The sequence below is a fragment of the Embleya australiensis genome (genome assembly GCF_051903075.1).
Lineage (GTDB): Bacteria > Actinomycetota > Actinomycetes > Streptomycetales > Streptomycetaceae > Embleya.
In genome coordinates this window covers 4,056,285-4,069,775 of sequence record NZ_CP182422.1, presented here as the reverse complement: position 1 = coordinate 4,069,775, position 13,491 = coordinate 4,056,285, and the positions used below count along the sequence as shown (strand labels likewise).

12 protein-coding genes and 2 tRNA genes are annotated in these 13,491 nt (G+C 73.5%); 7 read left to right on the top strand and 7 right to left on the bottom strand.

The annotated features are described in order from the left end of the window. Positions 1–59: 59 nt before the first annotated feature. On the bottom strand, positions 60–437 hold the full coding sequence (locus tag ACMXN5_RS17570; RefSeq protein WP_439676064.1) for a nuclear transport factor 2 family protein: 378 nt from the start codon (positions 435–437) through the stop codon (positions 60–62). Between the two features lie 210 nt (positions 438–647). On the opposite strand from ACMXN5_RS17570, the gene ACMXN5_RS17565 reads away from it, so the two are divergent. Then, positions 648–3,383, top strand: a complete 2,736-nt coding sequence (locus tag ACMXN5_RS17565) for an ATP-binding protein (protein WP_439676063.1) — start codon at positions 648–650, stop codon at positions 3,381–3,383. Between the two features lie 12 nt (positions 3,384–3,395). On the opposite strand, the gene ACMXN5_RS17560 is transcribed toward ACMXN5_RS17565, so the two are convergent. Both ACMXN5_RS17560 and ACMXN5_RS17555 read right to left on the bottom strand, forming a co-directional pair. After that, complete coding sequence (locus ACMXN5_RS17560) at positions 3,396–4,166, bottom strand: hypothetical protein (protein ID WP_439676062.1); 771 nt, start codon at positions 4,164–4,166, stop codon at positions 3,396–3,398. A 145-nt stretch (positions 4,167–4,311) separates the two neighbouring features. Then, a complete protein-coding gene (locus ACMXN5_RS17555; protein WP_439676061.1) occupies positions 4,312–4,890 on the bottom strand; it encodes a TIGR03086 family metal-binding protein in 579 nt (192 codons plus the stop codon). A gap of 90 nt (positions 4,891–4,980) precedes the next feature. On the opposite strand from ACMXN5_RS17555, the gene ACMXN5_RS17550 reads away from it, so the two are divergent. Next, a complete protein-coding gene (locus ACMXN5_RS17550) occupies positions 4,981–5,775 on the top strand; it encodes an AraC family transcriptional regulator (protein ID WP_439676060.1) in 795 nt (264 codons plus the stop codon). Positions 5,776–5,863: 88 nt separating this feature from the next. After that, complete coding sequence (locus ACMXN5_RS17545; protein ID WP_439676059.1) at positions 5,864–7,102, top strand: DUF2786 domain-containing protein; 1,239 nt, start codon at positions 5,864–5,866, stop codon at positions 7,100–7,102. Between the two features lie 24 nt (positions 7,103–7,126). Here ACMXN5_RS17545 and ACMXN5_RS17540 read toward each other — a convergent pair whose 3' ends face one another. From ACMXN5_RS17540 to ACMXN5_RS17530, 3 genes are all read right to left on the bottom strand, one after another. After that, positions 7,127–7,663, bottom strand: coding sequence for a winged helix-turn-helix transcriptional regulator (locus ACMXN5_RS17540; protein ID WP_126636560.1), 537 nt, complete (start codon positions 7,661–7,663; stop codon positions 7,127–7,129). Between the two features lie 98 nt (positions 7,664–7,761). Next, a complete protein-coding gene (locus ACMXN5_RS17535; protein ID WP_439676058.1) occupies positions 7,762–10,095 on the bottom strand; it encodes a DEAD/DEAH box helicase in 2,334 nt (777 codons plus the stop codon). Positions 10,096–10,303: 208 nt separating this feature from the next. After that, on the bottom strand, positions 10,304–11,827 hold the full coding sequence (locus ACMXN5_RS17530) for a hypothetical protein (protein ID WP_439676057.1): 1,524 nt from the start codon (positions 11,825–11,827) through the stop codon (positions 10,304–10,306). A gap of 153 nt (positions 11,828–11,980) precedes the next feature. On the opposite strand from ACMXN5_RS17530, the gene crcB (ACMXN5_RS17525) reads away from it, so the two are divergent. Further along, positions 11,981–12,364 (top strand): fluoride efflux transporter CrcB, encoded by a 384-nt coding sequence (gene crcB / locus ACMXN5_RS17525; RefSeq protein WP_439676056.1) that lies wholly within the window; start codon positions 11,981–11,983, stop codon positions 12,362–12,364. After that, on the top strand, positions 12,361–12,711 hold the full coding sequence (crcB, locus tag ACMXN5_RS17520) for a fluoride efflux transporter CrcB (RefSeq protein WP_395798915.1): 351 nt from the start codon (positions 12,361–12,363) through the stop codon (positions 12,709–12,711). Before crcB (ACMXN5_RS17525) ends, crcB (ACMXN5_RS17520) begins: the two co-directional genes overlap by 4 nt. A 6-nt stretch (positions 12,712–12,717) precedes the next feature. On the opposite strand, the gene ACMXN5_RS17515 is transcribed toward crcB (ACMXN5_RS17520), so the two are convergent. Then, positions 12,718–13,077: a metallopeptidase family protein gene (locus ACMXN5_RS17515; protein ID WP_078976134.1), complete on the bottom strand. Its 360-nt coding sequence runs from the start codon at positions 13,075–13,077 to the stop codon at positions 12,718–12,720. Between the two features lie 127 nt (positions 13,078–13,204). Here ACMXN5_RS17515 and ACMXN5_RS17510 point away from each other — a divergent pair. Together ACMXN5_RS17510 and ACMXN5_RS17505 are read left to right on the top strand one after the other, a co-directional pair. Next, positions 13,205–13,277: transfer RNA gene (locus ACMXN5_RS17510), tRNA-Glu, on the top strand. Between the two features lie 106 nt (positions 13,278–13,383). After that, positions 13,384–13,458, top strand: a tRNA-Asp gene (locus tag ACMXN5_RS17505). Positions 13,459–13,491: the final 33 nt, after the last annotated feature.

The following is a 13,491-nucleotide window of genomic DNA, read 5'->3' as shown; positions in this document are numbered from 1 at the left end:
GAGACGAAGACCCGCGGGGCCGAGCTACCGTCGCCCGGCCCCGAATCCGACGCGGCGACTCACAGCCCCGCCGGCACCTTGTCCAGGAAGCCGCTGACCCGCCCGATCCGGCCGTCCTCGGCGATGTGGATCACATCGAAGCCGACCACGATGGCCTCCGCGCCCGCCGGGCCGAGGTTCCACGTGAAACGCGCCAGGTCGTGGTGCCCGTCGACGGCCCCGCCCAGGGTGAAGACCAGGTTCGGGAACTGGCTCTGCACCGCGCCGAACGTCGCGTCGATCGCGTCGTGCCCGAAGGCCGACACCAGCGGGTCGACGTACCCGGCGTCCTCGGTGTAGAGCCCCTCGACCAGCTTGCGCCGGGCGGCCGGGTCGGTCTCGTTCCACACGGCGATGTAGCGCTCGGCCAGGGCGGTGTAGTCGATGTTCGTGGTCATGGCGACCGTCCTTCGTGGGGTGCTCCGGGCTTCCGGCGGTTCCGGCGAGCTCCGTTGCCCATGAACCTACGGAGCCCCGAACCGACGGGAATCGGTCGCGCATAGGTACTTTGGCGCGCAGGAGTCGGTAGGTCCGTACCGGTATCGACGACCACACACCCGGACGGACGGACCGGCCGCGGAACGGGCGGACATGGGGGACACATCGGCATGTTGTACGGACGAGACGCCGAGCTGGGCACGATCAAGGAACTGCTCGCCGCGGCAGAGGAGGGCCGCAGCGGCGTGCTCGTGCTCCGCGGCGAGCCCGGGATCGGCAAGACCGCCCTCCTGGATCGGGTGATCGCCGACACCGACCTGCGGGTGATCCGCGGCACCGGCGTCGAATACGAGGCGGAACTTCCGTACGCCGGGCTCAGCCTGCTGCTCCGCCCCGCGCTCGGCGGCCTCGACCGGCTCCCCGACCCGCAGCGCCAGGCCCTCGAAGCCGCCTTCGGCCTGTCCGTCGGCGAGCGCTCGGAGCCGATGTTCGTCGGCCTCGCGGTGTTGTCCCTGCTCTCCGAGTACGCCGGCGACGGACCGCTCCTGTGCGTCGTCGACGACGCACAATGGCTGGACCGCGCCTCCGCCGACGCGCTGGTGTTCGCCGCCCGGCGGCTGTACGCGGAGGGCATCGCGCTGATCCTCGCCGCGCGCGACGACCGCGACGCCTTCCCGGTCCCGGGCCTGCCCGAACTGCACCTGCCTCCGCTGCCGCCCGAGCAGGCGGGCGCGCTCCTGGACACCCACGCGGAGGATCTGAGTCCCGCCGCCCGCCACCGCGTGCTCGCCGAGGCCCGGGGCAACCCGCTCGCCCTCCTCGAACTGCCCGTGTCACTGGCCGGCGAACGGGCCGGGGACACCCTGCGGCCGGGGGCGCTGCCGCTGACCAGCCGGCTGCAGATCGCCTTCCACGGCCGGGTCACCCGGCTCGACGAGCGCACCGGGATGTTGCTGCTGCTCGCCGCCTGCGACGACTCCGGTGACCTGGGCGTACTGCTGCGCGCGGGCGCCGCGTTCGGCGCGGGCGCGGCCGATCTGGCCGGCGCCGAGGAGGCGTCGCTGATCGTCGTCGACGACGACCGGCTGCGCTTTCGGCATCCGCTGATCCGCGCCGCGGTACAGCAGCGCGCGCCGATCGACCGGCGCCTGGCCGCGCACCGCGCGCTGGCCGCCGCGTTCGCCGCGCCCGACCACGCGGACCGCCGCGCCTGGCACCTGGCCGCCGCCGCGACCGGCGTGGACGAGGCGGCGGCAAACGCCCTGGAGAGCACCGGCGAGCGGGCCCGCGAACGCAGCGGCCACCTCGCCGCCGCGCTCGCCTACGAGCGGGCCGCCCGACTGACCGAGGACGTCGCGGCGCGCACCCGGCGGCTGACCCTGGCCGCCGAGGCCGCCGCCGAGGCGGGCGAGTCGGACCGGGCCCGCACGTTCGCCGAACGGGCGCTGACCGGCGCCGCGGACGACGCCGTCCGGGCCCGGCTGCTGCACGTCCACGCGCTGGCCGACTTCTGGCAGGGGGCGTTCCCCAGCGCGCACGAGCTGCTGCGCCGGGGCGCCGCGCTCGCCGCCGGATCCGACCCCGAGCGCGCGGCCCGGATGTTGCTCCAGTCCGTGCACACCGCGTGGTACCTGGGCGAGGGGCAACTGCGGGAGAGCGTCGACGAGTTGGCCGCACTGACGCTCCCCCCGACGGCCCCGGTGACGCCGGTCGCCGCGTTCGTGACCGCCGCCTTCCCGGCCGACGAGCACACCACCGAGCCCCCGGTGCTCGGCGACCTGGTCCGGGTCGCCCACGACTTCGGCGGCGACGAACAGGGCGCCCTCCTGCTCGCCTGCGGCGTCGGGCTCACCCTGGGGCAGGACGTCGACGCACACGACCTCGCGACGGTGCTCGCCGCCGACAGCCGGCGACACGGCGGCATCGGTCGACTGCCCACGATCCTGTTCTTCCGGGCCGAGACGGAGATCTTCGAGAGCCGGCACACCGACGCGCTGGCCACCGCGACCGAGGCGCTGCGGATCGCCCAGGACACCGGACAGCGGCAGTGGATCAGCCAGTTCGAGAGCGTGCTGGCCTATCTCGCGGGCGTCGCCGGCGACGAGGAGGCGGCCCACCGGCACGCCGACGCGGCGCTGACCGGCGGCGTCGGCAGCGCGATGCCCGCCGGCGCACCCTGGTCGGCCTGGGCGCTGGGCCTGCTCGACCTGGGCCTGGGCCGCCCCGACGCGGCGCTCAACCGGCTCGAACAGCTCACCCGCGAACCGATGCGCCACCACATCTGCGCGACCCGCTCCGTCCCCGACCTCGTCGAGGCCGCGGTGCGCGCCGGCGACCCCGACCGGGCCCGCGAGCCGCTGGACCGCTTCGAGCGCTGGGCGCACCGGGCCGGCCGCCCATGGGCCGATGCCCTGGTCCTGCGCTGCCACGCGCTGCTCGCCGGCGACGACGCGGCGGAGCGGTCCTGGCTCGCCGCGCTGGCCCGGCACGAGGGCGAGCGCCGGCCGCTGGAGCGGGCCCGGACGGCGCTGCTGTACGGGGAGTGGCTGCGCCGCATGCGCCGCAAGACCGAGGCGCGCGACCGCCTGCGCACCGCCCTGGCCGAGTTCGACCGGCTCGACGCCCGCTCCTGGGCCGATCGGGCCCGTACCGAACTGGGCGCGATCGGCGGCAGCGCCACCCCGCGCGGCCCGCGACCCGCCGGTGTACTCGCCCTGCTCACCCCGCAGGAACTACAGATCACCCGGCTCGCCGCCCAGGGCCTGTCCAACCGCGACATCGCCGCCCAGCTGTTCCTGAGCCCGCGCACCGTCGGACACCACCTGTACAAGGCCTATCCCAAGCTCGGCATCGTCTCCCGCACCGAACTGACCACGATCCCGGAGCTGACCACCTCGACCGGCTGAGCCGGCCGAACCTCAACCACCCACCCGCATCCGGCGCGGCCACCCCGCCACCACCTCGCGCAGCGCCGGATGCTCGGCCCCACCGCCGGCGCCGATGTGCTCGTACACCCCGCGCAACACCTCCGCGCCACCGGCCGCCCACAACTCCTCGGCCGCCCGGGTCAACCGGAAGTGGAACCACGCGAAGTTGACCGCGCCGTGCTCGAACGAGCGCTCCATGTCCGCGAGTTCGCGCAGCGGGGCGACCTCGACCGGCAGGTCGTCCACGGTCGAGGTGAAGGCCCGCAGGACCGGCAGCAGATCCGGCTCGACCTCGTGCGCGTAACCCACCATGGCCAGATTCGCGTGCAGCTCGGCGATCCACATGCCGGGATACGCCGGCCAGACCTGGTCCTGGAACAGGTGGGTCAACTCGTGCACCGCCACCAGGTCGAAGTACGGCCGCAACGCGAGCGGTTCCCCGTACACCTCGCGCAGCCGCCGCACCGTGCCGGCGCCCAGGTGCGGCCGCAGCCCCGCGTACAGGTGTGCCCCGAACCAGCCGTCGTCGGCGGCCACCCGCAGGTGGTCCCCGCTCCCCTGCGGCGTCCCGTACAGCGGCACCGTCGCCACCGTGTCCCAGTCGTCCGCGTCCGCCACCGACAACCGCACGCGCGCCGCGAACCCGAGTCGCTCGCCCAACCACGCCGCGGCCCGGTCGACCCGCCCGGCCACGAACGCGGCCCGCCGCTCCGCTCCCGGGCTATGCCGGACCGTACTCGCGAAGCCGTCGAGTGTCGCCATCGTTGCCACGCATACCTCCGGAAGGGATCGGCGGCCACCATAGGCACAGCCGATCCGCCCCCGCGCGGATTTCCCGACGCCACGACAATTCCGCCCGGTCACCGGCGGAAACGAGCCGACCCGCCTCCGACCGTCCGGCCCCGGGTCAGGGCGTCCAGCGCGGATCCCGCCCCGAGGCGGCCAGCGCCCGCTCGAACGCGCTCGCGTCCGCGAAGCCCGCCACCTCCTCGGCGAAGCCCGCATACTCCCGGTACATCGGCGCGTACTTCGCCACGAAGGCCTCGATCCCCTCGCCCAGCTCGGTCGACACCCGGAAGTCCTGCCCGGTCGCCCGGGCCACGTCCCAGCCGTGCAGGACCAGCTCCGCGAGCAACATCGCGGCGATCTCCGGCGCGGGCATCGTGCCGCCCCCGCCGAAGTCGATCTCGCCCTCCCACACCGCCGGATCGGCCCAGGCCGCCACGCCCCGCCCCAGCTGCGCGGCGTACGCGTCGGCCCAGTCCGGCTCGGCGACGAAGTCGCGCGCGATCAGGTCCTCGGGCAACTCCCGACGCAGCGCCCGATGCTCCAGGCCGTGCGAGGTGTACACCACCCAGTGGTTGATCAGCGCGCGCAGGTCGTAGTCGGTACACGGCGTCGGTCCGGCGGTGGGCGCGGGGGCGACACCGTGGGCGATCCGGTCGGCTTCGGCGGCTGCTTCGACGAACAGGTGGTGAATATTCATGGAAACGACGCTATGGCCCGCTCCCGTGACCGGTCTTGAACAAACGCGACAGCCCGCGCCGATGTCACCGGCGCCGGCTACCGTGGCCGGATGAGGCTTCCCTATCGCCCTCGCGGAGTGCTGCGCGCCGACGGCGCGGCCGGCCATCGGGTGAGCCTCTACGAGCCGGCCGCCGACCTGGCGCCGTTCGTCGAGCACCACTGGATCGTGCACTGGGACCTGCGCGGGCGGGCGCCCGTCCGGCAGAAGGTGCTCTCGCACCCCAACGTGCACCTGGTCTTCGAGCAGCCGTTCCCGGCCGTCTACGGCGTGGTGCGCGACATCTTCGAGCGGGAGCTGAGCGGAGTCGGCCACGTGTTCGGGATCAAGTTCCGCGCGGGCGGTTTCCGGCCGGTCCTGGGCGCCCCCGTGGCCACGCTGACCGATCGGGTGGTGCCCGCGGTCGACCTGTTCGGCCCGACGGTCGTGGCCGCCGGCGAGCGGGTGCTGGGTGCCGCCGCCGAGCCGGAGCGGGTCGCCCTCGCCGAGACCTGGCTGCGCGGCGCGCTGCCGGCGGCCGAGCCCGATCCCGCGGTGGCCGAGACCGCCGCGATCGTCGCGCGGATCACCACCGCCCCGAACCTGTTCCGGGTCGACGACCTGGCCGAGGAGGTCGGCGTCCCGGTCCGCCGGCTCCAGCGGCTGTTCGCCGAATACGTCGGGGTCGGCCCCAAGTGGGTGCTCCGCCGGGCCCGGCTCCAGGAGGTCGCCGAGCGGGCCGAACACGGCGCCGGCATCGACTGGGCGGCGCTCGCGGCCGACCTGGGCTACGCCGACCAGGCGCACCTGACCCGCGATTTCACCGCCGCCGTCGGCACCGCGCCGAGCCGCTACGCCCGCGCCTGAGCGCCCGCCCGCAGCCGTGAACGCAGCCGTGAACGGGGCCACACGCGGACCCGGCTCGTCCGCGCGCCGGAAATGCAATCCTTGACGGGTGTCCTCCACGCTCGTCGAAACCCAATTCCATGCCGTCCTGAGCGCGTCCGACGACGCCCTGGCGGACGCGATCGACCTCGGCGCCTCGCTGCTCGCGGCCTCCGCCGCCGACTGGCCCGACGTCTCGCGCGCGGTGCTCGCGCTGTACGAGCGCACCGCCGACGGCTGCCGCCGCCGCGGCTGGGAACCCGCCGACGTGGTCCGCGCGGTCACCCGCGACCTGGGCGAGCGACACGCCCCGATCGCCGCCGACCTGGTCGCCGCTCAGGCCCGGGGCTACGCGGGCACCGGCCGCCGCTGGACCGCCCAGGTGCGCGAGCTGAACGCGACGACCCCGTGGTGGAGCGCCGACGACGCCTACCTCACCGAATTGGGCGCCCGCGAGGGCCTGGACCGCTTCGGCACCGCCGCGCGCGTGCTCGAACTGCTCCGCTCGATCGCCCGGCTGCCCGCCATCGAACCGCTCACCGCCGCGACCTTCCGGGAACCGGAACGGACCCGCCCGGCGACCGGCGAGGAGCGCCAACTCGGCCGCGTGCGCGCCCTGTTGGCGAAGGCCGAGTCGACCGAATACCCGGAGGAGGCCGAGGCCCTCACGGCCAAGGCCCAGGAGTTGATGACCCGGCACCGGATCGACGAGGCACTGCTCGGCGTCGGCGCGGACGCGGCGCACACCCCCGGCGCCTGCCGGATCGGTGTGGACAACCCGTACGAGGGCGCCAAGGCGCTGCTGCTCGACGCGGTCGCCGACGCCAACGGCTGCCAGGCGATCTGGTCCGGCTCGCTGGGCTTTTCCACCGTGGTCGGCTTCGACTCCGACCTGGACGCGGTCGAGTTGTTGTACACCTCGCTCCTGGTCCAGGCCACCGCCGCGATGAACCGGGCCGGCTCGCACCTGCACGACTCCGGCCGGGCCCGGCGCACCAAGACCTTCCGCCAGTCGTTCCTGATCGCCTACGCCGACCGGATCCGCGAACGGCTCACCGCCGCCGAGGAGGAGGCCGTCGCGGACGCGAACGCGGCCTCCGACAACCGGCTGCTCCCGGCGCTGGCCGCCCGCGAGGTCGCGGTCAAGGAGAGCACGGAGCGCATGTTCCCCACCCGCACCACACACCGCCTGCGCGGCCGGGACGCCGACGGCTGGCGGCACGGCAAGGCCGCCGCCGACCGGGCCGACCTCGGCACCCGCGACCGCCTGGAACGCGGCGACCGCGCCGGCGAGCCGAGCCGAGGCTAGGCAGCGCAGAACGGACGGGCCCCGCTACCAGGGCCCGCGCTGCGCCGGCACCGTCGACGCGCGGGCCCCGCACCGCCCCTCGGCCACCGCCCGATGCGCCTGACGCGGCGTCATGCCCGGTCCGGTCAACGGCTCCACGTCCTCCAGGTGGAGCGGGTCGCCGCATACCGAACAGACCACCTCGGCCTGCGCCTCGTGCCCCTCCGAGCCGCCGTGCCGATAGACCACGGGCGGCCCGTCCTCGTCGGCCAGCCAGGTGTCGCCCCACCGGCCGATCGCCACGAGCACGGGAAAGAAGTCGCGCCCCTTGGCGGTCAGCACGTACTCGTGCCGGGGTCGCCGTTCCTCGTAGGGCACCCGATCGAGCAGACCCTCCTCGACGAGCAGATTCAGCCGCTGGGCGAGCACGTTGCGGCCGATGCCCAGATTCTCCTGGAGATCCTCGAACCGCCGGACCCCGTAGGAGGCTTCGCGCAACACGAGCGGCGTCCATCCGTCGCCGAACAACTCGAGGACGCGGGCGATGGAGCACGGCCAGGTTCCGAACGAGGTCCGCTTCATGCCGCCACATTACTGAGCGGGGCGGGATCGATACGCGATCGATCCCGCCCCGCTCGGTGGTTTGACTACAGCAAGATTACCGTGCGATTACACAGCGCTTACGCGTCACGCTTCCAGCGCGGCTTGCGGTCGCCCGTACCGCCGGCCGGACGGTCGTAGTGCCCCTCCCGACGCGGCGCGCGGTCGTGCGAACGCTCGCCCGAGCCCGAGCCGTACGACGGACGGTCGCCGTAGGACGACCGGTCGTTGCCGTAGGTCGGCCGGTCGCCACGCGGGGCGCGGTCGCTGCCGTACGCGGGCCGGTCGGTGCGCGGCGCACGGTCGCCGTACGACGGACGGTCGCCGCGGTAGCCACCCTCGCGCCGGTCGCCGCCGCCGTAGGACGGACGGTCACCGGTACGCGGAGCCCGGTCCCCGTACGAAGGACGGTCGCCACGCGGGGCGCGGTCGCCGTAGGACGGACGCTCGCCACCACGCGCGGAACGGTCGCCGCCGTACGACGGACGGTCGTTGTACGCGGGCCGGTCGCCACGGGGGCCCCGGTCGCCCTGCGGACGGTCACCCTGCGGACGGTCGCCGCGGTAGCCGCCCTCGCGCCGGTCGCCGCCGCCGTAGGACGGACGGTCGCCGGTACGCGGACCCCGGTCGCCATAGGACGGACGGTCGCCACGCGGCGCACCACCACGACGATCGCCGCCGCGGTCGCCGTACGACGGACGGTCGCCGCGGTCCCCGCGGTAGCCACCCTCGCGCCGGTCCCCGCGGTCACCACGATCCCCGCGGTCACCGCGGTCACCGCGGTCGCGGTCCGGGCGCTCGTAGCGCTCGGTGCGCATCGGGACGTCGCCGTTCTTGGCCGCCTCGGCCAGCTCGGCCGCCTTGCGGCGCAGCTCGGCGGCCTCGGCCTTGAGCTCGACGATGCGAACCGCGAGCCGCTCCGCCTCGGCCTCGGCCTCGACCGCGGCGTCCGCCACGGACTGCGCCTTGACCTCGGACAGCGTGCGCGCGCCGGTCAGCTTGCGCATCTCCGGGTCGTTGGAGCCCTGCACCCGAAGGCGGGTCGGCTCGACGCCGGCGTCCTCCATCAGGCGGTCCACCGTGCGGCGCTGGTGCGGCAGCGCGAGGGTGACCACAGCGCCGGCCTCGCCGGCGCGCGCGGTACGACCCGCGCGGTGCAGGTAGTCCTTCGAGTCGGCGGCCGGGTCCACGTGCAGGACCAGGTCGATGCCGTCGACGTGGATGCCGCGGGCGGCGACGTCGGTGGCGACCAGGACCGGCGTGCGGCCCTCCTTGTACTCGGCCAGGGTGCGGGTACGCGCGCCCTGGGTCATGCCGCCGTGCAGCGCCTCGGCGCGGACACCGGCCTCGCGCAGCTGCTGCGCGACGCGGTCGGCGCCGAACTTGGTCCGCACGAAGATCATCGTGCGCCCGCGACGGGCCGCGATGGCCGCCGTGACGTACGTCTTGTCCTTCGGCTGCACCACGAGCACGTGGTGCGACATCGTGGTGACCGAGGACGCGTGCGGGTCCACCGAGTGGGTGACCGGGTTGTCCAGGTACTTGCGGACGATCGCGTCCACGCCCTTGTCCAGCGTGGCGGAGAACAACATCCGCTGACCGCCGGCCGGGATCAGGTCGAGCAGCGCGGTGACCTCGGGCAGGAAGCCCATGTCCGCCATCTGGTCGGCCTCGTCGAGGATGGTGATCTCGACGTTGTCCAGCACGGCCGAACCGCGGTCGACCAGGTCCTGGAGGCGACCGGGGGTGGCCACCAGGATCTCGACGCCGCGCTCGAGCGCGAAGATCTGCTTCGGCATCGACATGCCGCCGGTGACGGTCTTCATCCGCAGGTCGAGGATGCGACCGTACGGCTCCAGTGCGTCGTGCACCTGCATCGCGAGCTCACGCGTCGGGGTGAGGATCAGCGCGAGGGGGCGCCGGGCACGGGCCTTGCGACCGGAGAGCCGGGTGAGCATCGGCAGGCCGAAGCCCAGCGTCTTGCCGGAGCCGGTACGACCGCGGCCGAGGATGTCCTTGCCGGCCATCGCGTCCGGCAGCGTCGCGGCCTGGATCGGGAACGGGTGGGTCACGCCGCGGCGCGCGAGCGCCTCCACGACGTCCTTGTGCAGACCGAACTCGGCGAAGCTGGGGCCGGTCGGCTCGGGCTTCTCATCGGCCTGAACCTCGACGTCGGCCTCGGTCTCGGCCCGCTCGTCGGCCTCTTCGTCGTCCTCGACGCCCGCCTCGGCGTCGGTGTCGGTGTCGGTGTCCTCGTCGGCGTCCGCCGCGGACACGGTGTCGTCGTCGTTCGCGACGACCTCGTCGGCAATCTCGATGGCGATCTCGGTGATCTCCGAAGCGACCTCGGTCACCTCGGCTGCCTGCGCATCCGCCACACCCTCCTGCACCTCGGCACCTTCGGTACCGGGCATGGGCGTGGCAGTGTCATTGGCATAGGGGGGCATGCAAAACCTTCCGGATGCGGCCCGTCTCGAAGGTCCGCAGCCGAAATGTGGTCGCACGAGAAAGCGACACTTCTGCGGAGCACCAGAACGAGCCTACGAGGCGCCGCGACTCATGGCGGCGCCTGGATATGGGCAAAGCGATTCACCAGCGTACCCGATCACTGCGCGTTTACGCCTATCGGGTGCGTTCGTACTCCACCCTCAGACGTGCGTCCTCGTGCACCACGAGCAGCCTCGGGCGCTGCCACGACCAGTGCTCGGGGAGCAGGAACAGCGTCCCCGGGGCACGCCGCAACAAGCGCAGTCCGGTGTAGCGGTAACGATAGGAAGCGCCGGTTTCTTCCTCGACCGCGATCCCGTCCCCGGACCGCATCCGCAGATCCTGCACCGAGTAGAGCACCACCCCGGTCCGCCGCGGCAGTTGGTGCGCGAAGGCCCGACCGTCGTCCCGCCCCGACACCTTCGCGTACGACCCCGACGCCCAGAACAGACACAGCACCACGACCGCGGCGGTGAGCAGCGACGGCAGCGACCACGGCCGCCCGCGCGTGGCGGAACCGCGCCGGTGCGCGCCGATCCGACGCGAGAGCAGCACCCCGTACGCGCAGATCGACAGCCCGACCGCGAGCGCCCCGGGCAGCAGCAGCGGCGCCCAGCGCGGATCCCGCACCGGCCACCGGTATGCGGCGAGCAGAACCGCACCCGGCACCACGAACCACGCGCAGCGCAGCGAACGAATGCACCACCCGGCGATCCGCCGGTGCCGGCGCAGCCACACCAGCAGCCGGGGGTGCGCCATCCGCGCGGCGAGCATCCCGCCGGTGAGCACGAGCAGCGGCCGGTACAGGGTGCGCAGAGCGTCCGCCGGATACTCCCGGGCCGGCGTGCCCAGCACGCTCTCGTCGAACCCGAGGTAGTCGGACCGGGCCACGGCACGGGTCCAGCCGAAGTAGTACAGCAGGCCCGCGAGGATCAGCGCGGGCACCACGAAGAAGGTCGCGAACTCCCAACCGGCGCCGGTCGATCGTTCCTCGGGCAGCCCGCGCGCGACCTCGGTGCGGGCGGTCTCGGCGACCCGTCGACCCCGGTGCGCGGACCGGTGCCGCCGCGCGGTCCGCCGCTGCGTCGCCACGGCCTCGTGCTCGACGCGGGGCGCGCTTGGGATCACATCGGGTTCGCCGAACCACTCGGCGAGCATCGACATCGGCTCGCCGTGGGAGACCTCCGCCACCTCCGCCACCTCCGCCACCTCGGCCGTGAGGTTGCCGCCGGTGCGGAAGAGGGCGAAGCCCCCCGCCGGGTCGCCGATTCGGTCCGGGTGCGGGACCCGCAGGACCGCGTGCCCGACGGTCCCCGCGTCCCGCGCCTCCGGTTCGGCGGTCGGGTCCGACCCGAACTCCTCGGCGTCACCGGGGCCCGGGCCGGGCCGATCGTGCGGCGGCTCCGGACTCCCCCACGCCTCGCCGGCGACCGGTTCGTACGGGTGTGCGCTCGGTACCGGACGCCGGGCGCCGCGAGCGCGCGGCACGGCCGGCCGGCCCGCGTGCTCCGGCTCGGACCCGGGCCTCCCGGAGTCGCGCGCGGCATCGGCCGACCGCCGATCGGGCTCGCCCACCCGGGTCGCCGATCCGGTTCCGGGAAACTCGGGCTCGTCGTCGGCGAAGTCCGTCATCGGCCCGATGTCCCCCTGCGTGGTCACCGGTTCAGCATGGCCAGGGACCAACTCCCGCTCCAATTCCGGGACACCGCCCGCCACCCATTCGGCGGCGGCGCGTGATGGCACACCGGGAGCGTGCGCAATCCGCCGACGGCAACCGCGGCCGGGGGATCCAGCGCGCGCTAGCGTGGCCGGGTGCCCCCGTTCCGACTCCTCGCCGTGATCTCGCTCGGCGGCGCCATCGGCGCGTTGGGCCGCTGGGGCATCGCGCAGGCGATGCCGCACTCGGGGACCGCGTTCCCCTGGGCGACGCTGATCACCAACGTGCTCGGCTGCCTGTTGATGGGCGTCCTGATGGGCGTGACCCCACCCGACCCGCTGCTGCGCCCGTTCCTGGGCACCGGCGTTCTGGGCGGCTTCACCACGTTCTCCACGTTCGCGGTCGAGACCCGCGCCCTGCTCGCGGGCCACGCGTGGCTCGACGCCTGGCTCTACGCGGCCGGCAGCGTGCTGCTCGGCGCGATCGCGGTCCACCTCGGCCTGGCCGCCGTGCACCGCTCGCGGGGCGCGGCCGGATGATCCCGCTGATGGTGGTCCTCGGCGCCCTGATCGGCGCCCCCGCCCGCTACCTGACCGACCGATACGTCTCCACGCGGTGGAAGTCGGCCTTCCCGTGGGGCGTGCTCACGGTGAACGTGGTCGGCTCGCTGATCCTGGGCATCGTCACCGGCCTCGCCCCCGGGGAGCGGGTGGTCACCCTCGTCGGCACCGGCTTCTGCGGCACGCTCACCACGTTCAGCACGTTCGCCTACGCGACGGTGGAACTGCACACCCTGGGCCAACGCCTGCTCGCCGCCCTGTACGTACTCCTCAGCGTCACCCTCGGCCTGACCGCCGCCGCCCTCGGCTACGCCCTGGCCCACTGACCCGCCTCAGCCGTACCCGTGCTCGTGCAACCACGCGTCCCCGATCCCGAAGTGATGCGCCACCTCGTGCACGACGGTCACCTCGACTTCCTCGACGACGTGTTCGTACGTCTCGCAGATCCGCAGGATCGGGTTGCGGTAGACGGTGATCCGGTCCGGCAGCACCCCGGCGTACCAGTCCCCGCGCTCGGTCAGCGGGATGCCCTCGTACAGACCGAGCAGGTTGGTCCCGTGCTCCCCGGCGGGGTCGGGCTCGTCCTCGACGAAGATCGCCACGTTGTCCATGAGCTTGGTCAACTCGGGCGGGATCCGGTCCAGGGCCTCGGCCACCAGTTCCTCGAACTCCTCGCGCGACATCTCCAACACCCCCTCATTCTGCGGCCTCCACCCCCGCCCCGCGGGGCCTCGGTTATCCGCTTTGCAAGCGCCGGCGAAAACCCCGTATAGTTCGGGACGTCCCCGACGGCAACAAGACGCCGGACACGGCCAACAAGCCCCCATCGTCTAGTGGCCTAGGACGTCGCCCTTTCAAGGCGGTAGCACGGGTTCGAATCCCGTTGGGGGCACGCATCAACCCCCCTCGGGGGCCGCAACAAGCCGGACAGCCAGTACGGTAGGGTTCAACACGAAACACCGCGAGGGAAACCCGGGAAACCGGGAAGAGATCGCAGAGGTCCTGTGGAGCAGTTTGGAGTGCTCGTCACCCTGTCAAGGTGAAGGCCGCGGGTTCAAATCCCGTCAGGACCGCAAGATGGAAGATCGGGGCGCCGAAAGGCGCCC

Bases quoted from the DNA above. Each gene is read 5' to 3' on its own strand.
- ACMXN5_RS17570 (WP_439676064.1), bottom strand. From the start codon at position 437: ATGACCACGAACATCGACTACACCGCCCTGGCCGAGCGCTACATCGCC.
- ACMXN5_RS17565 (WP_439676063.1), top strand. From the start codon at position 648: ATGTTGTACGGACGAGACGCCGAGCTGGGCACGATCAAGGAACTGCTC.
- ACMXN5_RS17560 (WP_439676062.1), bottom strand. From the start codon at position 4,166: ATGGCGACACTCGACGGCTTCGCGAGTACGGTCCGGCATAGCCCGGGA.
- ACMXN5_RS17555 (WP_439676061.1), bottom strand. From the start codon at position 4,890: ATGAATATTCACCACCTGTTCGTCGAAGCAGCCGCCGAAGCCGACCGG.
- ACMXN5_RS17550 (WP_439676060.1), top strand. From the start codon at position 4,981: ATGAGGCTTCCCTATCGCCCTCGCGGAGTGCTGCGCGCCGACGGCGCG.
- ACMXN5_RS17540 (WP_126636560.1), bottom strand. From the start codon at position 7,663: ATGAAGCGGACCTCGTTCGGAACCTGGCCGTGCTCCATCGCCCGCGTC.
- ACMXN5_RS17535 (WP_439676058.1), bottom strand. From the start codon at position 10,095: ATGCCCGGTACCGAAGGTGCCGAGGTGCAGGAGGGTGTGGCGGATGCG.
- crcB (WP_395798915.1), top strand. From the start codon at position 12,361: ATGATCCCGCTGATGGTGGTCCTCGGCGCCCTGATCGGCGCCCCCGCC.